The 21,667-nt window shown below is 43.9% G+C and carries 22 protein-coding genes; 15 read left to right on the top strand and 7 right to left on the bottom strand.

Annotation, left to right across the window (positions count from 1 at the left end; translation table 11 throughout):
- Nucleotides 1-90: 90 nt before the first annotated feature.
- The gene (locus tag BB427_RS08030; RefSeq protein WP_083229853.1) at nt 91-2,427 is read right to left on the bottom strand and encodes a DNA polymerase II; all 2,337 of its coding nucleotides are present in this window, start codon (nt 2,425-2,427) and stop codon (nt 91-93) included.
- Between the two features lie 167 nt (nt 2,428-2,594).
- On the opposite strand from BB427_RS08030, the gene dinG reads away from it, so the two are divergent.
- The 7 genes from dinG (at nt 2,595) to BB427_RS08000 (ending at nt 8,300) form a co-directional block, all read left to right on the top strand.
- Nucleotides 2,595-4,664, top strand: a complete 2,070-nt coding sequence (gene dinG / locus BB427_RS08025) for an ATP-dependent DNA helicase DinG (RefSeq protein ID WP_069020165.1) — start codon at nt 2,595-2,597, stop codon at nt 4,662-4,664.
- 2 nt (nt 4,665-4,666) lie between these two features.
- The gene (locus BB427_RS08020) at nt 4,667-5,446 is read left to right on the top strand and encodes a TSUP family transporter (protein ID WP_010606576.1); all 780 of its coding nucleotides are present in this window, start codon (nt 4,667-4,669) and stop codon (nt 5,444-5,446) included.
- Nucleotides 5,443-6,042 (top strand): primosomal replication protein, encoded by a 600-nt coding sequence (locus BB427_RS08015; protein ID WP_039496840.1) that lies wholly within the window; start codon nt 5,443-5,445, stop codon nt 6,040-6,042. Before BB427_RS08020 ends, BB427_RS08015 begins: the two co-directional genes overlap by 4 nt.
- The gene (locus BB427_RS08010) at nt 6,042-6,947 is read left to right on the top strand and encodes a histone deacetylase family protein (RefSeq protein ID WP_069020163.1); all 906 of its coding nucleotides are present in this window, start codon (nt 6,042-6,044) and stop codon (nt 6,945-6,947) included. Before BB427_RS08015 ends, BB427_RS08010 begins: the two co-directional genes overlap by 1 nt.
- A 27-nt stretch (nt 6,948-6,974) precedes the next feature.
- Complete coding sequence (locus tag BB427_RS08005; RefSeq protein WP_010606573.1) at nt 6,975-7,247, top strand: late competence development ComFB family protein; 273 nt, start codon at nt 6,975-6,977, stop codon at nt 7,245-7,247.
- Complete coding sequence (locus tag BB427_RS23805) at nt 7,244-7,405, top strand: DUF2496 domain-containing protein (protein WP_010375809.1); 162 nt, start codon at nt 7,244-7,246, stop codon at nt 7,403-7,405. Before BB427_RS08005 ends, BB427_RS23805 begins: the two co-directional genes overlap by 4 nt.
- Before the next feature lie 100 nt (nt 7,406-7,505).
- Nucleotides 7,506-8,300 (top strand): NPP1 family protein, encoded by a 795-nt coding sequence (locus tag BB427_RS08000; RefSeq protein WP_045989194.1) that lies wholly within the window; start codon nt 7,506-7,508, stop codon nt 8,298-8,300.
- Between the two features lie 63 nt (nt 8,301-8,363).
- Here the strand turns inward: BB427_RS08000 and BB427_RS07995 are convergent, their stop codons facing one another.
- Nucleotides 8,364-8,828: a hypothetical protein gene (locus tag BB427_RS07995; protein WP_045989193.1), complete on the bottom strand. Its 465-nt coding sequence runs from the start codon at nt 8,826-8,828 to the stop codon at nt 8,364-8,366.
- 285 nt (nt 8,829-9,113) lie between these two features.
- On the opposite strand from BB427_RS07995, the gene BB427_RS07990 reads away from it, so the two are divergent.
- The 4 genes from BB427_RS07990 to BB427_RS07975 all read left to right on the top strand — a co-directional run bounded on the left by BB427_RS07990 (nt 9,114) and on the right by BB427_RS07975 (nt 15,030).
- On the top strand, nt 9,114-12,224 hold the full coding sequence (locus BB427_RS07990; protein ID WP_069020162.1) for an efflux RND transporter permease subunit: 3,111 nt from the start codon (nt 9,114-9,116) through the stop codon (nt 12,222-12,224).
- Between the two features lie 14 nt (nt 12,225-12,238).
- Complete coding sequence (locus BB427_RS07985) at nt 12,239-13,312, top strand: efflux RND transporter periplasmic adaptor subunit (RefSeq protein WP_069020160.1); 1,074 nt, start codon at nt 12,239-12,241, stop codon at nt 13,310-13,312.
- Nucleotides 13,313-13,449: 137 nt separating this feature from the next.
- Nucleotides 13,450-14,205 (top strand): Nif3-like dinuclear metal center hexameric protein, encoded by a 756-nt coding sequence (locus tag BB427_RS07980; RefSeq protein ID WP_045989190.1) that lies wholly within the window; start codon nt 13,450-13,452, stop codon nt 14,203-14,205.
- Nucleotides 14,206-14,226: 21 nt separating this feature from the next.
- Nucleotides 14,227-15,030 (top strand): methyltransferase domain-containing protein, encoded by an 804-nt coding sequence (locus BB427_RS07975; protein WP_069020158.1) that lies wholly within the window; start codon nt 14,227-14,229, stop codon nt 15,028-15,030.
- A 12-nt stretch (nt 15,031-15,042) separates the two neighbouring features.
- On the opposite strand, the gene map is transcribed toward BB427_RS07975, so the two are convergent.
- From map to BB427_RS07950, 5 genes are all read right to left on the bottom strand, one after another.
- Nucleotides 15,043-15,813, bottom strand: a complete 771-nt coding sequence (map, locus tag BB427_RS07970) for a type I methionyl aminopeptidase (RefSeq protein WP_069020156.1) — start codon at nt 15,811-15,813, stop codon at nt 15,043-15,045.
- Between the two features lies 1 nt (nt 15,814).
- Nucleotides 15,815-16,015 (bottom strand): ParD-like family protein, encoded by a 201-nt coding sequence (locus tag BB427_RS07965; protein ID WP_010606564.1) that lies wholly within the window; start codon nt 16,013-16,015, stop codon nt 15,815-15,817.
- A 180-nt stretch (nt 16,016-16,195) separates the two neighbouring features.
- Nucleotides 16,196-18,469, bottom strand: a complete 2,274-nt coding sequence (locus tag BB427_RS07960; protein WP_069020154.1) for a TonB-dependent siderophore receptor — start codon at nt 18,467-18,469, stop codon at nt 16,196-16,198.
- 184 nt (nt 18,470-18,653) lie between these two features.
- On the bottom strand, nt 18,654-19,028 hold the full coding sequence (locus BB427_RS07955; protein ID WP_069020152.1) for a rhodanese-like domain-containing protein: 375 nt from the start codon (nt 19,026-19,028) through the stop codon (nt 18,654-18,656).
- Nucleotides 19,025-19,513 carry a hypothetical protein gene (locus BB427_RS07950; RefSeq protein WP_069020150.1) on the bottom strand — a complete coding sequence of 163 codons (489 nt, stop codon included), beginning with the start codon at nt 19,511-19,513 and terminating at the stop codon, nt 19,025-19,027. The genes BB427_RS07955 and BB427_RS07950 overlap by 4 nt, the downstream gene beginning before the upstream one ends.
- Nucleotides 19,514-19,626: 113 nt before the next feature.
- On the opposite strand from BB427_RS07950, the gene BB427_RS07945 reads away from it, so the two are divergent.
- From BB427_RS07945 to BB427_RS07930, 4 genes are all read left to right on the top strand, one after another.
- Nucleotides 19,627-20,145 carry a hypothetical protein gene (locus BB427_RS07945; RefSeq protein WP_069020148.1) on the top strand — a complete coding sequence of 173 codons (519 nt, stop codon included), beginning with the start codon at nt 19,627-19,629 and terminating at the stop codon, nt 20,143-20,145.
- 41 nt (nt 20,146-20,186) lie between these two features.
- Entirely contained in the window at nt 20,187-20,471 is a 285-nt protein-coding gene (locus BB427_RS07940) for an ISAs1 family transposase (protein WP_069020146.1), read from the top strand.
- Entirely contained in the window at nt 20,438-20,785 is a 348-nt protein-coding gene (locus tag BB427_RS07935) for an ISAs1 family transposase (protein ID WP_139119043.1), read from the top strand. The genes BB427_RS07940 and BB427_RS07935 overlap by 34 nt, the downstream gene beginning before the upstream one ends.
- A 280-nt stretch (nt 20,786-21,065) precedes the next feature.
- The coding region (locus BB427_RS07930; RefSeq protein WP_139119042.1) for a hypothetical protein at nt 21,066-21,667 on the top strand (602 nt) is incomplete at its 3' end.

Below are 21,667 nucleotides of genomic sequence, written 5' to 3'. Positions count from 1 at the left end.
TAACAAAAAAGGAACTTTATTTTAGTGTATTTAACTGACTAATTAATTTTAAAACTGGAAGACGTCGGCAGTTTGATAGCACGAGCTCGATTAGAGCAAATCGAAACTTTGCTGCCCATCTGAACGAATTGATAGTTTAGAAGCATTGGGAAGCATTTGATATATAGGCAGAATTTGCTTTTCAACGTATTGATAATAATCAATATCTACGAGCTTGCCTTGCTGCGCAAACTTAGGTCCATCGGTACTTAAATAGTACGGTATTTGTGCCCCCTTTTTCGCAGTTTGCAACAACCCATCTTCGATAGCTTGTTTCGCCGCTTTTACTTGAGGAGGAATATTTTTTGTATATAACTCAACAGACTTACCAAGCTTCTTTTTATAAACGAGTTTTTCGTCTACTTTTCCAGCGAAAATCTCATTTATGTATTGGTGGGTGATCTCAACTGTGTCGAGCCCGTCAAACAGCGCACGAATAATTGCTTGTTGATATTCTTTGGCGATTTCCGTCCAATCACTACGCACGGTCTCCATTCCTTTAAAAACCAGCTTGTGCTTGCCAAGCTCTGTGATCTGCCCAACATATCGCTTTTTAGAACCGACTTCTTGGCCACGAATGGTGGGCATAAAGAAAGGGCTATAATGTGTTTCAAACTCTATTTCTAAATGACTGTGGAGGCCAAAGCTTTCCATCAGCAGTGCGCGCCAGCGCTCGTTAATTTCAGCCATTAGCTGCTTGCCTATTGCTTGGCACGCTTCGCTACGCAAAGACTCGGGTAAGCAGACGAAAGTTGAGTCAGTGTCACCATAGATCACTTCATATCCGAGCTGCTCAATCCAAGTTCGAGTTTGTTGCATTATTTGATGACCGCGCATCGTTATTGAGCTTGCAAGACGTGGGTCGTAAAAGCGACAGCCTTTAGACCCAAGTACGCCGTACAAGCTATTCATGATGATTTTAATCGCCTGCGAGAGCATCATATCTTTGTCTAATTTAGCTTGTTCACGTGCGCTGGAAAGCGCTGCGACTAAACCCGGTAAGTGATGTTCCGTGCGGCTAAATTTACCTTTATTAAAGCCATCTATGGCATGTGCAGGATGTTGTAATCCTTCTATTAACCCCATAGGGTCAATGCAAAAAGTGCGGATAATTGAGGGGTAAAGGCTTTTGAAATCGAGTACCAAAATATTTTGATAGAGGCCTGGCTTTGAGTCCATGACATAACCGCCGGGACTGTCAAAGTTAATGCCATGCTCAGATAAATTTGGTGCAATGTAACCGCTACGGTGCAGTAACGGTAAATACAAGTTGGTAAACGCGGCGACTGAGCCACCCATTTTCTCGAGTTCCAAACCCGTCAACTGAGTTCGAGCGAGGGCAAATTCAAGCAAGTTTAGTTTACTAAAAATGTCGAGCACCAACTGACAATCTTGTAAGTTATACGCTGCGAGCGCTGGTTTATCATGATGAAACTGCCTGACGATTTCCTCAAGCCTGTCGTCCTGTGCGATAAGCTTGGTAGCACCCAAAATCTTCTCAGCCACAAAGCTCAGTTTAAATGTTTCAAAGTGATAGGTCGCATTTTTCATCATATCAATGCCATCTAGCATCACTCTCCCCGGAATAAACACCCGGGTATAGTTACCTTTAAAAGTCGACATCACTCCGCCATCTCGCCCTATCGCAAGTGCGACGCCGTTAGCCTGCGCGCGTTCAACAAGTATTGCCGCATCGAACTCAATCACGTTCCATCCGATTAACACATCTGGGTCTAAACGATTCACTTGCTTGACCAGCTCTTCTAGTAACGCAATTTCATCTTCAACCCAAACTACATTGACGGCAGCTTGCTGCGCCTCACCTATCATGATCACCAGCTTTTCCGTATCTGTCACTAAACCCACCGAAAATAAGACCCCCTCACCGTTACATTCTATATCGATAGAAAGCATTTCAAGGTGTGGCCTATAATCATCACAAGCCTTAAATTGCGCCTGAGTAATTTCGATATAGTCCAGTTTTTGCGTGGCTTTACCTTTGACCCAAGCGGCTCCGCGAATAAAACGCTCCATTAAATAGCGATCGGAATGGCGAATATCTTCTTCATATAATGCAACTTTATTTTCAAGTAGCTGTTTTGCCTCATAGAAGTGATTCAAGATACGAAATTTCACAACACAAACAGGGGCTTGATCGAAGTGCTTTAATTGACTTGGCGAGATACTAAACTGCAACTGAGCGCGACTTAGCAGCAGCTCTACTTCCGTTTTTTTATCTTGTTTAATGAAAAAGAGTGGCTGCTCATCCTCTACCCACACTTTGAGTAACTGATGTTGCGATTTGAGCCAATAACACAAGCGCAGTTGGCCATTTACCTGCATCTGCTGTCTCGATAAAACAAAGCCCTGATATATCGCTTGTGCCAACTCCAATACCACCCTAAAATAGACGAATCACTGTAATTATATCCACCTGTTTATTGAACATAAAGTCACAAACAGAATAAAACCTATCCATTAACGCAGTGATTAACTAAAAATCGAGACTCAAGTGATAGGCTTGCTTCATATCAGAACTCTAGGCTAAATAGATTATGCTCTCAGACAAATTAAAAAAAACCATCCGCCAAGCACATCAAAATGTCGCCTCCGCTTTAGATGGCTTTCGTCCTCGTCCGAGTCAAAATTATCTGGTCGCCGAAATCGCAAAAACACTCTCTGGTGATTATCACCGCACTCAACGTATTTGCGTGATTGAAGCAGGAACAGGTACTGGAAAATCTTTAGCCTATCTACTCGGCGCGCTTCCTGTTGCACTCTCAAGTAAAAAGAAACTCGTCATTTCAACTGCAACCGTCGCTTTACAAGAACAACTGATCAACAAAGAGTTGCCATTTTTAAAAGAACATTCAGGTATTGACTTTAAATTTGACCTCGTAAAAGGCCGTCAACGCTATATCTGCGTACAAAAACTGATGGCCGCCGTCAGCGATGATGAGATGCAAATGTCGATGATGCCGACAACCAGCAGCCCGCTTTCTCAAATGGAGCAAAAATGCTTAAGAGAGTTAGCACTTGCATACCAAGAAAAGCGCTGGCAAGGTGATAGAGACAGCTGGGAGGACACAATTCCAGATAAAGTTTGGAATGTTATCGCTTGTGATAAACACGCCTGCCAACGGCAATTAAAATCTCATCACTTATGCCCTTTTCATTTAGCTCGACAAAAGATTGCACAAATGGATGTGCTGGTGATTAATCATGCTTTGTTACTGGCCGACTTAGAACTAGGTGGCGGGACGATATTACCGGAACCAGAAGAAACATTTTACGTAATTGATGAAGCGCACCACCTGCCTCATATTACCAGAGATTTTTCTTCTGCTGCGGCGACGATTAAAGGCACTATCGAGTGGCTTGAAAAGCTACTTAAGTTTAGCGGAAAGATGGCAAACACAGTGGTTTCGCAAAAAGCCATTGGGCAGAATTTCAAACTGAACGATGCAGCCAATGACGCTGCGAAATACCTTAGAGCGGTAAGAGATATACTCGATCAGAGCGACTTTACCTATAACGATGACGATACCTACCGCTTTAGTCATGGCGAAGTACCTGAAGCGCTCACCGTAAAAGCAAAAGATATCGCAGATGCCACGCAAGATGCATTGCGTTGTCTTACCAAGATGCATGATGCACTGTCGGGCGATGTTTCAGACGGCGATGTGCAAGCATTTTTAGCCGACCCGTTATTGGTTGAAAGCGGTCAATATATCAACCGACTTGAACAACTCAACAAACTCTGGTTTAGCTATGCTCGAAAAGGCGACAACGTGCCACATGCAAGGTGGATAAAACGCTTAGAATACAAACACCATCACGACCATTTACTTTGTGATTGTCCGATTGAAGTAGGCTATTATTTGAAGGATAACCTCTGGCGAGAGTGTGCAGGCGCGGTGCTCTGCTCCGCAACCCTCAGTGCTTTGGGCACATTTGATCATTTCGCCCACGAAAGTGGGTTGGCAAAAGAGCCTGGTGTTAAATATATCAAGGCTGATTCTCCGTTTGATTATCCCAATCAAGCAACATTGCATTTGCCAAAAACCCAAACAGATCCAACGGACAAAGCCTTTAGCGATTATTTAGCGGATGCCCTGCCAACCTACTTAGACACCAGTAAGGCTAACCTTGTACTGTTTGCTTCTTATTGGCAAATGAACCATGTGGTAGAAAAATTAAGAGGTAAAAATCTCAATATTTTGGTGCAGGGTGAACTTTCCCGTGACGCCCTACTCACTCGTCACAAAGCAAATATCGACCTAGGTCGCGGCAGTATCTTATTTGGTACACAAAGCTTATCCGAGGGGCTAGACTTACCCGGAAAATACCTAGAGAACCTCGTGGTAACTAAGATCCCTTTTGCCGTGCCAACGTCCCCTATTGAGGAAGCCCAAGCAGAATTCGTGCAAAGTAAAGGGGGGAATCCATTTTTATCTATCACTGTACCCGATGCTGCAAAGAAATTAGTACAAAGCTGTGGTAGACTGCTGCGTAAAGAATCAGACTCCGGCCGTATCACCATCTTAGATAGACGTTTAGTTACAAAACGTTATGGCAAAGCCATGCTTGATACTCTGCCACCATACAAAAGGCAAATTGATTAATAATGTTTGAACTCGCTTTAGATCCCACTACTTGGGGGTTACTTTGCTTAGTCGCACTGGCTGCTGGATTTATTGATGCAATTGCAGGTGGTGGTGGGCTGCTAACCGTACCTGCCTTGCTTACTGCTGGCCTTCCTCCGCATTTAACCTTAGGTACCAATAAGCTTGCCGCGAGTTTTGGCTCCTTAACCGCGAGCTTTACTTACTACAAAAAGCAGTTATTCAAACCTAGCTTTTGGATTGGCTCTATTATTGCCACTGCGATAGGTGCCGTATTGGGCACATTACTTGTCGACTTTTTAAGTATCGAGTTTTTAAATAAACTTATCCCCGTTATTATCATCGCTGTCGCAATTTATAGCTTAGTCGGTAGACTAAGCCCAACAGATTCCCATACTTTGCCAGAAGCGAATCGAGCACTCAAAATCAAGCAATGGGCGCAAGGTTTATCGTTGGGATTTTTTGATGGTATGGCAGGACCTGGTACTGGCACGTTTTGGACTGCGTCTAACAGTATGCTCTATAAAATGAGCTTACTTTTAAACTGTGGTCTTGCTCGTTCAATGAACTTTGTTTCCAATTTTATTTCGCTTATCACCTTTGTAGCCTTGGGTCATGTTAACTTTATGCTGGGTATCACCATGGGCGCCTTTTTAATGTTTGGTGCTTGGCTTGGTGCGCATTCTGCAATTAAGTTTGGCAACAAACTGATCAAACCACTCTTTAACACTGTGGTTATTGTACTTGCGGGCAAGCTCATTTTTGAGGCTTATTTCTCGTGAGTACAGGACTTATCAAGCTTGAGCAACAAGTCAGCCGCTTAAAGCAACAAGCAGCGCAATTTGACTCCGCGAAATGGTTTGATAAGAATCGTTATATGCAGGCACAGCCAAGCTTATTTGATGCCCGTGTATTTCGAACTAAAAGCTTAAAGCTCAGCGACTATGTTGAAGAAATAGCTGAAGCAATGTCCCACCTGCCGCCAAGTGAACAGCGCCACGCCTTTACATTTGCCATCGAGCGGATAGGTTCACAAATGGAAGCCGTGTTGAAGGTGTTAAAATCAACCCCGGTCTGGGCGAAAGAAAACAAACTGAATACACCAAAAAAAGCCAAAGTGTATAAGAAGGCGGTGCAGAAGATTATGCAATCGTCCCATGAGTTATATCAGGAACTATCGCAAAATCATGAATTTGAGCGTCGATTGCAAGAAATGATTGATCTCAGAAGACTACAGATGGACAAAGCAGATCCCACTCAGGCTGCCAAACTCAATGCCGAAATATTAGCCCTTCATGCCCGCCTTGGCCGCTGCAGAAAGGCCATTTCCGCCACCGAGCAAAAAATTCAAGAAGTTGAGAAAAGTCAGAGCCGTTAATGCTTTACTACCACCCTATTTATAGCGAGCTAAATCTACCTGAAAAGCACCGCTTCCCTATCAGCAAGTATAAAAAATTATACCAACGAATAAACGCCAGTAAATTTGCTCAATTTATCAAAGAGCCCGAGCAAAAAATCACAGCTGATGCACTGCAACTTTGCCACGACAGCAATTACGTTGATGCCTTTCTAAACGGCACGTTGAGCGAAAAAGCCATTAAGAAAATGGGCTTCCCTTGGAGTGAACAACTAGTTGAACGCACTTTGATTTCTCTAGGTGGCGGTTTAGCGGCAGCAAAGTATGCGCTCGAATATGGATTTGGAGCAAACTTAAGCGGCGGCTATCATCACGCACATCGCGATTTTGGCAGCGGCTTTTGCATATTTAATGATTGGGCGGTGGTCGCGGCAACGCTCATTGCCCATCAACGGGTGGAGCGAGTGCTTATTTTTGATTGTGACGTACATCAAGGCGATGGCACTGCAACGATCGTTGCAGATAGAGACGATATCATTACCTGCTCCATCCACTGTGAAAGTAACTTTCCTCGTGTTAAACCGCAATCCGATTTGGACTTTGCCTTGCCTGTGAATACACAGGACGCACAATATGTGGCAACCGTCCGCGAAGCCTTACAACTGGCGGTTCGATTATACCAGCCAGACATCATCCTTTATAACGCCGGCGCAGATGTGTATCAAGGCGATGAACTAGGACACTTTAGTGTTTCAAAGCAAGGCGTTAGGGCTCGAGATTCGATTGTTTTTGAGTATGCTCATCACCTCAATATTCCGTTAGCTTTTGCTCTTGGTGGGGGCTATCAGCGCGACGTTGATCATCTTGTAGATATACATCAACAAACCTTTTTGGCTTTGTTCGATAACCCCGCTATTATGATATAAACTTAAAAGGAATGTGCAGGAGGCTGTATGAAGTTACATGATGATATTCATAATTATTATGAAAAGCTGGTAGTCGAACATATCGTCCGTCGTAAGTTAGATAAAATCTATGATGAAGACGTAATGGCCGACTTTTGTTGTACTGTTTTGAACCAACTTCCATCGCGTTATATTCGCTACGATGTCGACATGGAATTTTACCTACCTCAGCCTGAGCGTGTAAAAATGGAACAAGCGGTAGAGCGTGCGATTGATTTTGCCATTTCGCAAATCGCTAAAAAGGAACAATTTCAAGTATGAGTACCCCTTTAGAACAAGCGCCAACTCATGTAAAACTTGCCGTCGACCTTATTATGTTGTTAGAAGAGCATGATCTTCCTGCAGAAGAAGTCATGGCTGCACTTGAAATTGTCAGATCTGACTTTCAAAAAAAGCTAAACAACCAACAAAAAACTTAACATTAAATATACATTTAAGTCATACTTCTTTTTTAACCTTAGATTCTAACCGATAGCGGTTGTGCAAAACGGCACAACCGCATTTATTAAGGAAAGCAGTATGACAACAACACAACTCCCTTTATTGTCTCTCGCAATTGTTGCAGCGTGTACACAATACGCTTACGCCAATGACTTTGCGGCATTAGACGAAGCCCTACCAGCCCCCTACATTATCAATGGTACTGAACCTGTGTTCGATTTTGACGGTGATGGTTGCCTGCCTAGCGCAGGGATCAGTAGAACTGGCGTGCAAAATTCAGGGCTAAAAACATCGGGGCGCATCACAGGTGATTGCCGAGATAATCAATTTTTAAATACTTCTAATACTGTGCATCGCTACGCTTGTAAAACAACGACTAGCGGCGAGTATTGTGGACACTTCTATGCACTTTACTTCAAAAAAGATCAAGTGTTTGATTACTTTGGTGGTGGTCACCGCCATGATTGGGAGTATGCAGCGGTATGGACTCGAGATGGGATAGTTACACACGGTAGTTATAGCGCACATGGCGACTTATTCACTAAACCTGCTAATGAGCTACCATTCGAGAACGGCCATTTAAAAATTGTCTATCATAAAGACGGCATTTTGACCCATGCACTGCGCTTCGCCAAATCAAACGAAATCGCTGAAAACCACTATTACCGCTTTGTCACACCCGCTATCATCAGTTGGTACAAAATGGCTGGAGATGGAATTTCGAACACGGAGTTACGAGAAAAGCTCAATCAATATGATTATGGCTCTGCCACCTTGCCCGTTAAAGACAGTCGCTTCCTCAATAACCTTAATCGCTTTAAACCCAGTGACTACCCAGTGTACTCACAAAGTGATGTAGATAACGCTCAGTAATTGCTATCACAAACTCACCTCACCCGTCGGTGAGGTGAGTCGATATGCTTATACCAATAGGTATTAACCTGCATCTTGCTTTTGCCTCAGCAGCCTTGCTCGCTCTAATTTATATTGTGCAAAGAAAATACTATCCATTTCACTTGTTTGCGGATCGATAAAATAGGCAATATCGCTTCTATATGGCTCAGGTGAGAAGTGTTTGCCGTCTTCCCAATAGAGCACAGCGTGTTTTACTAATTCACTCAGATAGGTGTGATCCCACGCATAGTGACAAAAACCATGGTGCTCCCCCAAGTTGGGAGAGTATTTTTTTTCAATATGCGCCATTTGCCCAGTATTTTTGTAATCCGCAAATTGTTTAGCATCTTGCTCTGCAGATTGGGGATCGGTGAAATAGGCAATATCACGCCGAGGGGGTAAGGCTTGCGGTAATCCAAATTTATCCGTTACGCCACTGCATTTTACGACGATCCACTGGACAAAATGTGCTCCGATAACGTGGTCCCATTTTAACGCAACGTACATATAACCTCCTTATGAACATCATTTATCAATTATTGCAAAGAACTGATCATGCTCAGCTAAGTTTAGCCACTTCTATTGATCTTACTAGTACAAGTTCATTTGCCCTTAATTCAGATCAAAAAGTTTTTCAAACTATAAAAAAGCGTTACAAGGTATTACAGAAATGCACTTTATCGCTTATTTTCGCCGATTTAGCGCTAACTTTAGCAAACGTGAATTTCACCTTACTGGCACTTTTTTTACATCCCACTACAATGCAGAAAAAGCAAGATTGGAATATACCAAATGAACGTGACACGCAGTTCGCTAAAAAATCCAGCGAGTGTAATTGTCATCTTGGTGTTGATTATTTTATTTGGGCTGTTAAGTATATTTAAACTGCCCATTCAGTTGACGCCAGATATTGAGCAACCACAAATCACGATTTTCTCGGGATGGCGCCAAGCCGCTCCAGAAGAAATAGAATCGGTGATCATCGAACCGCTAGAAAATGCGGTAAAAAACACACCTGGCGCACTTGAAGTTAATACCAACATCAATCGTGGTAATGGCTCTATTACGCTAACATTTGCGGTGGGTGCGAATATGCAACAAGCGATGCTAGATGTGCTAACAAGCTTAAATCAAGCTCCGCCGTTGCCACTTGATGCGCTAGACCCAGTTGTATTCGCCGGCGGTAATAACGGTGAAGCAGCAGCCACTTTGCTGGTCACGCCCAAAGACTATCAATCAAATAGTCTCGACTTTGATATGGCGCAGTTTCAAAAGCAAATCGATGAGTTTATTGAACCAAGACTTGCACGTATTCCCGGTGTGGCACGTGTTGATCTTGCGAGTGAGCGGCCAAAAGAGCTGCGTATTACTTTCGATCCGCACAAAGCCGCCGCGCTTGGTATTAGTTTAGATCAAATCAGTAATGTACTTGCGAGCTCTCGCGATACCTCTGGAGGTCTTGCCAACGTTGGACGTCGTCAATATACCGTGCGATTCACCGGCCAATACGACCTTTCCAGTATGGCCCAAATGCGTGTCGGCTATTCAGGGGACAGGCCAATCTACTTAGGTGATATCGCAAGTGTGGAACGCACCTTCTCAGACCGTTTGGGCATGAGTGGCCGCAATGGTAAACCAGCCTACTATATTCGGATCTCTCGGGCTAACGAGGCAAATACCGTTGCCTTACTTGATGAAATCAACCTTGCAATTGATGAATTAAACCAAGGGCCACTGGCTGAGAATGGCTTGTCGATTGAGCTCAGCTTTGATGCCTCCGTCCACATTCGTAATGCACTTTCTTTAGTAAAAAGTAATTTAGGCCTTGGGGTACTCTTATCTTGTTTAATTCTGTGGCTATTTTTTAGAGGCTTAAAAGCAACTTTGGTGATTGCAGCTACAATCCCCATTTCATTGATGGTCGCCTTTCTCGCACTGAATATCTTTGACCGTAGTCTGAATGTGATCTCGTTGGCGGGGTTAGCATTTGCAGTGGGCCTTGTATTAGACGCCGCTATCATAGTTCAGGAGAATATCTCACGTTTAAGAGCAGAAGGATTCGATAACAAAAAAGCCGCCTTAAAAGGAGCGGCCCAAGTGACCGGAGCATTATTTGCTTCGACAACCACCAGCGTCGCCATCTTTTTACCTATTCTCTTTATGGCGGGTATTGAGGGACAGCTATTTTCCGATTTAGCACTGACACTCTCGATTGCCGTTATTGCGTCAATGTTGTGTGCTATTACCCTTATTCCACTGGCAAACCATTTGTGGCCAGACTCTGAACTAAAGCCAGATCCTTATCATCAATACTGGCAAAAACTCACCAATTTCATCATGAAGTTGACCAATAACAGAGTAAAGCAACTTACTTGGATTGGCGTATTACTGGGTGGCTCTGTGGTTGCAACCATGACCATGCTGCCAAAAACTGACTTTATGCCAAGAGCTCCTACCGACGGCTTTTTCTTTAACCTAGTGACACCACCTGGCGGCAACGTACAGTTTATGGAAGAAGAGTTGCTGCTGCGCGTGAAAAAACGCTTAATGCCCTATTACCAAGGCGAAAAAGAACCAGGTATTAAAGACTTTAATTTCTATGCGTTTGGTTCTAATGCTGGCGGCTTTATCTATTCAGCCGACCCTCAACGTGTTGAAGAATTGATGAAAGTGGCCAGAGAAGAAATCTTCGTCGACCTTCCCGATACTCAAGTGTTTTTCTTTCGCGGCTCCATGATTCAAGTAGCCAATGGCGGCGATGGTCGCGATATTAATATTGACCTTACAGGTCCCAATATGGACGACTTAATCTCAGCAGCTCAAGTGGCTTTGCAGGCAGTACAAACCGCGCTACCAGAGGCAACTGCCAGACCTCAGCCGCGATTAGATATGGCAGAGCCAGAGCTTAGATTAACGCCTAACGATCGCAGGATCACCCAAGCGGGATTAACGCGTCGAGATGTGTCTCAAGCGGTACAAGCTTATACCGGTGGATTATTCGTCAATGAGTATTTTGATGGTAACGAGCGTATGAACGTTATTCTTCGTGGTATCCCTTGGCAAAGCCCTGAGGAACTAAAAGCCTTGCCCATCGTAACACCTCAGTCAGGAATTCAAACTCTCGGCGAGTTGGCAAATATAGAACGTACAGTTGGCCCGACGCAACTGCGACGTGTCAACGGCCGTCGCACGGTCAGCATTGTTGTCACACCTCCGGCTGATATGAGCCTGCAGCAAGTGCAAACCATCTTGAGTGAACAGGTAATGCCAAAAGTGCGCGCAAGCCTGCCGGCCAGTGCTGGTGCTATTTTGGCGGGGAATGCGCAAAAGATGAACTCCGCAATGGAAGAAATGGCACTGAATTTTGTCCTCGCGTTGTTCATTTTGTTTTTGTTGATGACCGCGCTATTTAAGTCTGCCAAAGACAGCGCCTTGGTATTGTTAGTGATGCCACTGGCTATCGCAGGTGGCGTGCTGGCTCTGTATATTTTAAACCTCTTTACCTTCCAGTCCTTGGATTTACTGACCATGATAGGCTTTATCATCTTGCTTGGGCTGGTCGTAAATAACGCCATTTTGCTGGTGGATCAGACTCGCGTTGCGATGGCATCAGGCATGAGCCGTGAAGAATCGGTCAGACAAGCGGTGTTACTAAGAGCAAGACCCGTTTACTTGAGCACCTTAACCAGTCTGTTTGGCATGCTGCCACTCATGCTCATGCCAGGCGTCGGCTCAGAAATCTACCGCGGCCTTGCGACCGTCATCGTCGGTGGTATGGCTATCAGTGCACTATTTACCTTAGTGTTGATGCCAAGTTTATTGCAACTTGGGCGGCGAACTCCGCCATCCGAAACAAACAAATCAACGGCCAAAGCCCCGCTCAGCCTAGTTGCCAATCAGTGAGTAGTGAGAACAGAATGAAAAACCCGATAAAACAGACACTTCAGGCCCTAGCACTGTGTGCTGGGATCGTTGCGCCACACGCCTTCGCCATCGTGCCAGTCACCGTCGCAGAAGTGACAAAAGCCCCCCTCACGAGCGAAATTGAAGTTAGTGGCACACTGTATGGAAAAGACGACGTGACGCTGACTGCAGGGGTTAGTGGCCGTTTGTTGTACGTAGCAGAACCCGGTACCAGCGTCGCAAAAGACGAAATCTTAGTGCGTATGGACACACTCCCACTGGAACTCGATAAAGCCCGCCAAGCCGAATTATTAAATCGAGCCAAGATCAATTTACGCTTATATCAACAAGAATTGACTCGATTCAAGAAGCTCGCAAAAACCAGCAGTGCGGCAGAAAGCCAAGTCGATGAAATGCAGAATAAACATGACCTAGCGCTGTCGGATATTGCCTTAGCAGAAGTCGAACTTAAGGTTATTGACGATAAGTTGTCCCGCGCAACGGTCCGTGCTCCATTTGATGGCGTTATCAGTGAACGTTTTAAGCGCGCGGGTCGAGAAATAAACCGCGCCGATGAACTGCTCACCATATTAGATATCCATCATCTTGAGGTTCGCTTATATGTGCCCGTTAAGTACTTGAAGTTTTTGCAAAAAGGCATAGCGCTGCCAATCCGTTCTGGTGATTTATCGCAGCCAGATAATACGTCAGCAAAAGTCACAGCGGTGATCCCTTCAACCGATCCGCGCTCACAAACCGTTGAAGTGCGTGCAACACTTGCAGCAGATCAAACCCATACGTGGGCAATTGGTCAATTAGTTGATGTCGCAGTGCCGCTCACCAGCAAACAACCCGTATTGCTGGTTGACCGGGACGCCTTAATATTACGTAAGCAAGGCACCCATATCGTCAAAATAGATGAGCAAAATAAAGCCGAACAAATTCCTGTCACCGTCGGCAATGGCAAAGGCCAATGGGTGGAAATTACTCCCCGCACCAGCGATATCTTACATGCCGGTGATAAAGTCGCCGTTCGCGGCGCAGAGCGTCTACAAACAGGGCAAGATGTCGAGGTGACAAACCCTTGATAACAATCAGTTACTAGCCCAATGAGCTCACTCATGGACGAGCGGCTCATTTTTCTTTTCCACCCCCACGATATTCTCCCTTTTTGATCTATCGTAAAACCAGTTAAACTAGCGCTATCTGAGAGTTAGGGGGTGTTATGAAACGAACCAAATTAGTGAATCAATTAACGGAATTACTGAAGCCATTTCAAATTAACGATTACTGTCCAAATGGTCTGCAAGTAGAAGGGACAGACGAAATTCAAAAAATCGTCACAGGTGTTACCGCCAGCCAAGCTTTAATTGATGCCGCTATTGAACGTGGTGCAGATGCCATTTTGGTTCACCACGGCTATTTTTGGAAAGGGGAAGATCAATGTGTTACTGGCATGAAAAAGCGCCGCCTACAAGCCCTGCTTGCCAATGACATCAACTTAATCGCTTACCACCTTCCACTGGATGTTCATCCTGAACTCGGAAATAACGCACAGCTCGGTAAGTTACTTGGGCTTGAATATGAAAGACCACTTGAACCTTGGAATAAAAATAGCGTAGCGGTAAAAGGCAAATTAGCGACGCCAATGACTGCTGTTGATTTTGCCGCTTTAGTTGAAGAGAAACTCGGTAGAAAGCCGCTCTTAAATGTAGCAGGCGATCATCCAATCAGCACCATAGGTTGGTGTACAGGTGGTGGACAAAGTTTTATCGATCTCGCAGCAAGCCAAGGCATTGATGCCTACTTAACGGGTGAAGCATCAGAGCAAACCATTCATTCATCAAACGAACAACAGATCCACTTTATCGCGGCAGGACATCATGCCACAGAGCGTTACGGCGCGAAGGCACTTGGTGAATATTTGGCAGCGCAATATGGTTTGGATGTTGAATTTATTGATATCGACAACCCGGTTTAACCGTTTGGTGTGATCTCGCATATGGCTAGAAAAAAGCAGCAGCAAAAACCGGCACCGACAGATAGAAACTTTGCTGAACTAACGCACAAGTTTAAAAACAATATCTATGGCACCAATAAAGGCAAAATCAGAGAAGCGGTGCTCAAGCGTGACTTGAGTGCACAAGTTAACTGGTTAACGCAATCAAGTAGCAAACGCATATTAGATGTTGGCGGCGGACAAGGGCAATTGGCGCTCTTTCTAGCATCGCTTGGCCACCATGTCACCGTGATTGATATTTCAGAAGAGATGCTTGAACTTGCCAAAACGCGCGCGCATGAAGCCGGACTGAGTGACCAGCTTCATTTTGTCCACGCGCCCCTGCAAGCGCTCGATACGCTGAACTTGGGACAATTCGACTTAGTATTGTGCCATGCGGTGCTTGAATGGCTGGTTGAGCAACAAAGTGCGCTTATGCTGCTAAAGTCGCAGCTAAGCGAAACAGGCTTGCTTTCGCTAATGTATTTCAACCATGAGGCGCATCTGATGGCCAATATGGTGTACGGTAACTTCGACTATGTGCAAAAAGGCCTTAAGGTAAAGCAAAAAGTAGGTCTCAGTCCCAATAAACCAATTAGCCAAACTGATATGGCAACTTGGCTGGATGAGGCAAAGCTCAGCGTTATGCAAAAAACCGGTGTTCGCTGTTTTCATGACTACTTAAGGGAGTTGAGTAAGGCGGATGAAGATTTTGATGCTTTGCTCGCCTTGGAGCTTAAATACAATCGTCAAGAGCCCTATGCGTCTCTAGGTCGTTATACCCACTTGATGTTAAAAAAAGCGTAAGTACAGCACTGCTTACGCTTCTTCCGCTCTTAGGGTTAACACCTCAACACCGTCATCTGTTACCAGCACCGTATGCTCCCACTGCGCCGATAGCTTTTTATCTCGGGTTACCACAGTCCAGCCATCTTTTTTGGTTTTAATTTTTGCGCTTCCCTGATTGATCATCGGCTCAATGGTAAAGGTCATCCCAGGCTTTAGCGTCATCCCGGTATTTTCTTTGCCATAGTGCAATATATTTGGCGCTTCATGCATTTCTCTACCTATCCCATGACCACAATACTCACGTACCACAGTGTAACCGGCTTTTTCTGCCACTTGCTGTACAGCCGCACCGATATCCCCAAGTTTTGCTCCAGGTTTAACCATTTTTATCCCAGCCCACATCGCTTGGTAAGTCGTTGCCACTAACTTTTTGGCTGGGAGTAATGCGTCTGGCATCACGTACATTTTGCTGGAGTCGCTGATAAAGCCATTTTTCTCAAGCGTAATGTCGATGTTTACAATATCAGAAGACTTCAAGATTTGTGATTTACTCGGCACACCATGGCACACAACCTCGTTTACAGAGCTATTAAGGACGAACTGATAACCATATTGACCAAGGCTGGCAGGACGCGCTTTAAGCTCATCAACAATAAAGTTGTGCACTTTATCATTAATCTCTAGCGTAGAAACTCCGGGTTCAATCCAACTATCAATGTAGTCAAACACCTGCGTAAGCAATCGCCCACTTTCGCGCATCAATTGGATCTCATCAGCGGTTTTGAAGGTAACCTCTTGCATCTCAATTTCCTTTTGGCTGTTGTGACTTCACTCGCGTCATTTCTGCCGTAATGATCTCTGTAAACGTAAGCGTTGGATTGCGCTCGGCAAGTCGCCCAATTTTAATCCAGAACTCAGCCTGTGAATTGATTGAGCGCGACATCACAGTGCTCGCTTCACGGATCTCATCGTGTAGTTCATCTGAAATTTTTACGATACCCATTTATACAAACCATATACATATCATATATGCTTTATATAATAACGAAGTTGCGGAACAATGCAAAATCTAATGCCAATTTGCTTATTATTTTGAAGCAAAGAATTTGAGGCAAAAAAATGCACCGCTTCGGCGGTGCATTCCGTATTTCAAGCTTACGTCACCCAAACTTAGGTTGACTCACTAAAAGCTATAGCGCATCCCTAATTGCCAATTGAACGGTTCGCCGTGCATTACGTAGCCGTCCCAAGATGAAATACTGTTGTAGTAACTTTCATCCAGTAGATTGTTGAAGTTAAGCGACACACTAAGTTGTTCACTCACTTCATATCTTGCCATTAAATTAAGTAACGCACCGGAAGATTGTGTGATCTTATACGCCTCGCTACCGCCGCCCGGCAATGGCCTTTGTGGTATTGCATAAAAGCTACCTTGCCAATTAATTCCAAGTCCCGCAGTAAAGCCGTCAACAAACTCGCTAAAGTCATAGGTGGTATACAGGTTGATCAGCTCTTTGGGCTGATCCGTTAACAGCTCTTTGCCATCTTTTGATTCAGTTTTGTGTTTTGATAGCCCTAAACTGATATTCCACTGCTCATTGATAGAGCCCGTAAATTCAACTTCAAAGCCTTCTGTCGTATCGCCTTCACCGCGCTGAATATATGGCCTATTGCCCTGCGGAGTTAGATAGCTGTCTGGGTAATTTGGATCGGCAATCGCAAGTCCATTTTCAACATTGCGATACACCGCTGCCGTAAAGTTCAAGGTGTCATCAAGTAACTCACCTTTTACCCCTAGCTCATAGCTTTCGCCTGTGCTTGGGTCGAGCATTTTATCATTGATATCAAAATAGGCTTGCGGCTGAAATGCTTCTGTGTAGCTTGCGTAAACACTATATTGTTCATTGATATCAACCACGATTCCGGCATAAGGCGTAACTTCTGTATCCACCTTTTCATGATAGCGGTTACGAAGAAACTTACCGTTGTTAGGATCATATAGGTCAATATCGTACTCCCAATTGGTGATCCTAGCGCCAACAATAAGTTTAACATCATCATGCGGGTTAACACGCACGGCTACAAATCCACCATTCGAGTCTGTTACCGTCAAACTATCACGGCCTAAATCTTTAAATGGATAGCGCGACACGTCACCTGTCCAATCGTGAAAATTTAACCCTTCTAATGAAATAGTAGTCTGGTCGGCTTCATTACCAAATGACGTACGCTCCCGCTTGAATTGGTTGTAGCTAAAAATGACATCATGCGTACGACCAAATAACTCAACCGGTCCTTGCAGTGACAAATCAATTGTCTTTTGTTCATCTTCAGAGCTACTTATTACAGCACTGTAACCGAATCCATTATCGCTGCTGCCATCTGGGTTAATAGGCCCATCAGGATAAACGAAAAACAGCTGCCCACCTTGCATCTCAATGGTATTGTAAGTCGCGATGGCATGGAGTTGCCAATCGTTTTCAAACGCGTGATCAAGCCCAACAAAATAGGTGTATTCTTCGATTGGCCAGCTACTCCATTTTGCCGTCATCCCGGTGTCACCACGGCGTCCCTGATAGCGACTACCATCAGCGTAAAAGTAAGGTTGAGAGTGGCTATTTATCGCCCCTTTTGAAGCAGTATCAGCATATTCCACACCGAGTCGCAACAGAGTGTAATCGGTCAGATCAGCCTCAACGGTAGAATATATGGACGTCTTCTCCTGGCTATACCGCTCAATGTAAGAATCTCTTTCATAATGTGCAGCAACAAAGCGGCCGCGAATACTGCCCTCTTGGTTTAACCCACTCGCCACATCCACCTCTGCGCGGTAATTATCCCAACTACCAGCCGAAACCGCCAAACTGCCCTTAAACTCATCGCTTGTTGCACGTTTTCTTACTAAGTTTACGGTGGCGGTTGGGTTACCAACGCCAGTTAATAAACCATTTGCACCACGTACAATCTCCACGCGCTCGTAAGCAACCGCATCCCCGTTTACATTCGGCCTTCGGCCACCTGGGAACTGTTGCACACCGTCTATTTGGATTAAATTGACATCACCGCCACGTACAGAAAAACGTGTCCTATCAAGACTGGCTCCCCGCTTTGCATAAAAGCCCGTTGCATGTTCCAAGATCTCATCAATGTTAACCGTTTGCCAATCTTGCATCATTTGATTAGTGATAACGGTCACCGCTTGAGGCGTTTCACGCTGTGATAAAATCATTTTTAATGCTGCTTTGTTCGCAGACTCGGTGTAATTTTTTACACTCGTACCAGTCACATAAATATGCTCAAGCTCTTGAGCCCTGCCATCACCCGCAGCATAAGCAACTAGCGTATCATCAGCAACTTCAGCGGCATGTGCATTGCCGTGTAGTGAGAACAGCACAAAAGTGGCGCAAAGAGAGAGTTTTAAAGAATGGTGTAGTGTACGTGGAGATGAAGAGCGCATCGTTTTTCCCTAAATTAACTTCATTTTGAAAACGATAGTGATTATCATTTATATTAACACTTCTTTCAAGTCCCTTTTTTAGTTATATGAAGTTATTTTAAGTGCTATTCAAACGTGCCAGCGACCAACCCCTATTGAGTTTTGCCTTTTACCCTCTGCTATTTACTCAAAAAGTAGGGAGCCCCTACTTTTTCACCACAGGTAAAGACTCCGCCAGCCACTTATTCATATCACCTTCTAGGTGTTTTAAGGTGTAGCCTTTTGGCGCCAGTGCCTCAATAAATATGCCTGCCCTACGCCCTGAGCGGCAGTACACAACAAGTGGTATATCAGTCAATTTAGTCAGTTCTTCCTGATGCGTCTCAATCTCGTTAAAGGGAATGTTTATTGCCCCTTTGATATGTCCTGCGGCAAACTCTTCAGGGCTTCGTACGTCCACTATAGTGTAAGCATCTGCAGACATCTGATTTACCATCAGCGCTTGTTGTGTGATCGTTTCCGACTGTGCGTAGCAAATACTGCTAACAAACCACATAAAGCTAATAATCAGTTTTCTCATTTTTCAGTCTCCTTTTTGTATAATCCATCAAATACTATTTGCCACTTATCGACCCCTTGCTTACTCTGCCAAACTTGGCGTACCGTACCATCTGGATTCGCAGTCCATGTTATCTTATCCGTCACCTTAATACCTGCTGCATTTTTCCTATCCCCTTGTAATACCATTTTCCCTTCATGAAGCTCACCATCCAACCGTAACAACAGTCCGCTATTATCCACCCAAGTTTGATGCCAACGATGAGTGGATGCATCATAAATATTTATACTCTCACCACGATACCCAAGTTCATTGGTATAACTTTCTTTAATAACACAGCCATCATACGCACGGGTAATGCGATTACGCCCAGACTCAAGCCCTCCTACGCTCGTTACCAACCAATCTCCAAGCCAAAAATCAAACTGTCTAAATCCTTGATCTTCACATTTAGCAAAGCTATTACAGCTAAAAAACAAAATACTAATAACAAACCATACCTTCATTTCACTGACTCCTTATATCCAACCTTGTTAGCTTAGCGGGGATTAACCAAACAGCTAAAGAAATCAGAAAATACTCCGATACAGTTAGAAATAGAGATAACAAGGATAACGTTATGGAAATTCAAATGAAGCCACATCACTTTGCCGACGCACTAAACGCAAACAACGAAACACCCACTGCCACAAGTAACTCCACAGAGGAAACGGAAGCAAAACCTGAAAATGAAGCCATATTGACTGAGTTTATGGACAAAAAGGCAAAGAAATACAAAAGTAACAACCCTAATTTTAAGCAACAATATGAAATGTTAGAACAGTCAGAAGCCCTAATGAAAGAGCAAATCCAACATTTACAACAGCTTATTAGCGAGTTAAAAAAAACACCTCTGCAACGAGCTATAAAGGTATCCACAGTAAGCGGTGCTGATATCCCAACAACACAAGAAGATCCCCTGAGATATGAGCATACCGGCGCAAAACAGTATCGCGATAATGAAACAGAAAAAGAAATTGAGATTTTAACCCAACAACTTGATGAACTTAAATCACAGCATGCTGATATAAAGCAACAGATGATCCAAATGGTACTTGATGAAATGACTAGGCAACGAGATAAAAGGTATGAAGTCTAAATCAGGTCTGGTCAGAACTAATTCATTTAAATTGACGAGTCTTGGGGTTTGATGATCTGATTGCGCATCGCAATTTTTATTTAGAGTGGATTGAAGATCCTAGAACCGATTTTAATATCAAACATAATCTTGTCGACGTCTTGTTTTTAACTTTGAGTACCGTGCTTAGTGGCGCTGACGGATGGAAGTCAATTCAAGAGTTTGGTGAATTGCAACTGGATTGGCTAAGACATCATCGTCCTTTTGAAAATGGCATTCCAAAACGTCATTGTATTGCTAATATAATCAGAGCATTAGACACAGGTGCTTTACTCAGGCACTGTTAAATTGGATTAGCTCCCGTCGTAAAGAAGCTCAAAAGCCACACATTTCGATTAATGGGAAGGTGCTTAGAGGTTGCTGGAAAGACAAAGTGTACAATGCGCTAAATGTGGTTGGTGCTTTTGATGCTGATAATGGGCTAGCCTTGTATCAACAAGCTGCGCAAAATAAATGCCAAAAAGGTCAAATTTCCCGTGATATCATCGACATATTAGCGTGTAAAGGTTGCATTTTGACGCTTGATGCTCTGCATTGCCGAGCGAAACGAAGAGGGGCAACTTGGAACAGTGATTTTAGAACGGAATTGCTCTTTGGTTAATCTATGAGCAAAGTGGAATCCCACCCTATGTTCGAGCCAGTCTTGACGATGAATTCAGGGCAAAACTTATCTTCGGTTAATGGCAGTTAACAAAGTGTGCTCTCACCTTGGAGTTTCAGTGAACTTGCTTTTTCTCATCGTAAGTTTTCCTATTTTAGTTAATGGAAAATTCTACTTATGAACTGTTTCATTTTATGGAGTAGTTACAACCAACCGTGAATAAGCTTTTTCATATAGTGGTACATAAAGGTACAATATGCTCCTTTTGAAAGGAGAAACAATGAGAAAAACTATATTAGCCATGTCAATGCTCGCTTCATTGAATGCGTTTGCATCTAAAGTAGCAGTTGTTGACAATTTTGAGCAAATTGAAACTGAGCTTAAGATTTTAAGCGACGGAGATTTCATCAAAACAAAGAGTTATAGTACTAGCACCTATCCTTATGGCAGCGCTTTATATAAGGTGGTTTCTAGTAGCAATTGTCAAAGTGGTATCGATGTCAGGGCAATGCAGGTAAAAAGTGAGAAAGTCTGTGCGGAACTAGTGATTAAGACCGAAATGGAGTTAGAAGCTTTTGGTGTTAAAAAAGTAAACGCTCCTGAAGAATGTAATGATGAAACCAAGGATAGTACAAAGCAAATCAATGCAGCCTTGGGCGAAGTTAACACGTTAAAAGTGAATGGTCTTTACTGTGCGTCAAAGTTAGAACTTAAATCAAAACCGAATAGTCGCCAATCGATAATTGGCTCAAGCTCTTTAATTGCTGGCTTTTACTCAACGAACATACAAGCTAATACAATTACAGATATTACAAGTTTCGTTACTACAAATGAACAGCGATCCTTTCCCATAACATTAATCAGGGTGGGATTCCACTTTGC

The organism is Pseudoalteromonas sp. BMB, assembly GCF_001709235.1.
Lineage (GTDB): Bacteria > Pseudomonadota > Gammaproteobacteria > Enterobacterales > Alteromonadaceae > Pseudoalteromonas > Pseudoalteromonas maricaloris.
This window is presented reverse-complemented; position numbering and strand designations above follow the sequence as displayed.

Excerpts from the sequence above, each read along its gene's own strand:
- BB427_RS08020 (WP_010606576.1), top strand. The coding sequence starts at position 4,667 with ATGTTTGAACTCGCTTTAGATCCCACTACTTGGGGGTTACTTTGCTTA.
- dinG (WP_069020165.1), top strand. The coding sequence starts at position 2,595 with ATGCTCTCAGACAAATTAAAAAAAACCATCCGCCAAGCACATCAAAAT.
- BB427_RS07965 (WP_010606564.1), bottom strand. The coding sequence starts at position 16,015 with ATGGGTATCGTAAAAATTTCAGATGAACTACACGATGAGATCCGTGAA.
- BB427_RS08010 (WP_069020163.1), top strand. The coding sequence starts at position 6,042 with ATGCTTTACTACCACCCTATTTATAGCGAGCTAAATCTACCTGAAAAG.
- BB427_RS07975 (WP_069020158.1), top strand. The coding sequence starts at position 14,227 with ATGGCTAGAAAAAAGCAGCAGCAAAAACCGGCACCGACAGATAGAAAC.
- BB427_RS07995 (WP_045989193.1), bottom strand. The coding sequence starts at position 8,828 with ATGTACGTTGCGTTAAAATGGGACCACGTTATCGGAGCACATTTTGTC.
- BB427_RS08005 (WP_010606573.1), top strand. The coding sequence starts at position 6,975 with ATGAAGTTACATGATGATATTCATAATTATTATGAAAAGCTGGTAGTC.
- BB427_RS07950 (WP_069020150.1), bottom strand. The coding sequence starts at position 19,513 with ATGAAGGTATGGTTTGTTATTAGTATTTTGTTTTTTAGCTGTAATAGC.
- map (WP_069020156.1), bottom strand. The coding sequence starts at position 15,813 with ATGCAAGAGGTTACCTTCAAAACCGCTGATGAGATCCAATTGATGCGC.
- BB427_RS07960 (WP_069020154.1), bottom strand. The coding sequence starts at position 18,469 with ATGCGCTCTTCATCTCCACGTACACTACACCATTCTTTAAAACTCTCT.
- BB427_RS07980 (WP_045989190.1), top strand. The coding sequence starts at position 13,450 with ATGAAACGAACCAAATTAGTGAATCAATTAACGGAATTACTGAAGCCA.
- BB427_RS23805 (WP_010375809.1), top strand. The coding sequence starts at position 7,244 with ATGAGTACCCCTTTAGAACAAGCGCCAACTCATGTAAAACTTGCCGTC.
- BB427_RS07985 (WP_069020160.1), top strand. The coding sequence starts at position 12,239 with ATGAAAAACCCGATAAAACAGACACTTCAGGCCCTAGCACTGTGTGCT.
- BB427_RS08000 (WP_045989194.1), top strand. The coding sequence starts at position 7,506 with ATGACAACAACACAACTCCCTTTATTGTCTCTCGCAATTGTTGCAGCG.
- BB427_RS07945 (WP_069020148.1), top strand. The coding sequence starts at position 19,627 with ATGGAAATTCAAATGAAGCCACATCACTTTGCCGACGCACTAAACGCA.
- BB427_RS07990 (WP_069020162.1), top strand. The coding sequence starts at position 9,114 with ATGAACGTGACACGCAGTTCGCTAAAAAATCCAGCGAGTGTAATTGTC.
- BB427_RS07955 (WP_069020152.1), bottom strand. The coding sequence starts at position 19,028 with ATGAGAAAACTGATTATTAGCTTTATGTGGTTTGTTAGCAGTATTTGC.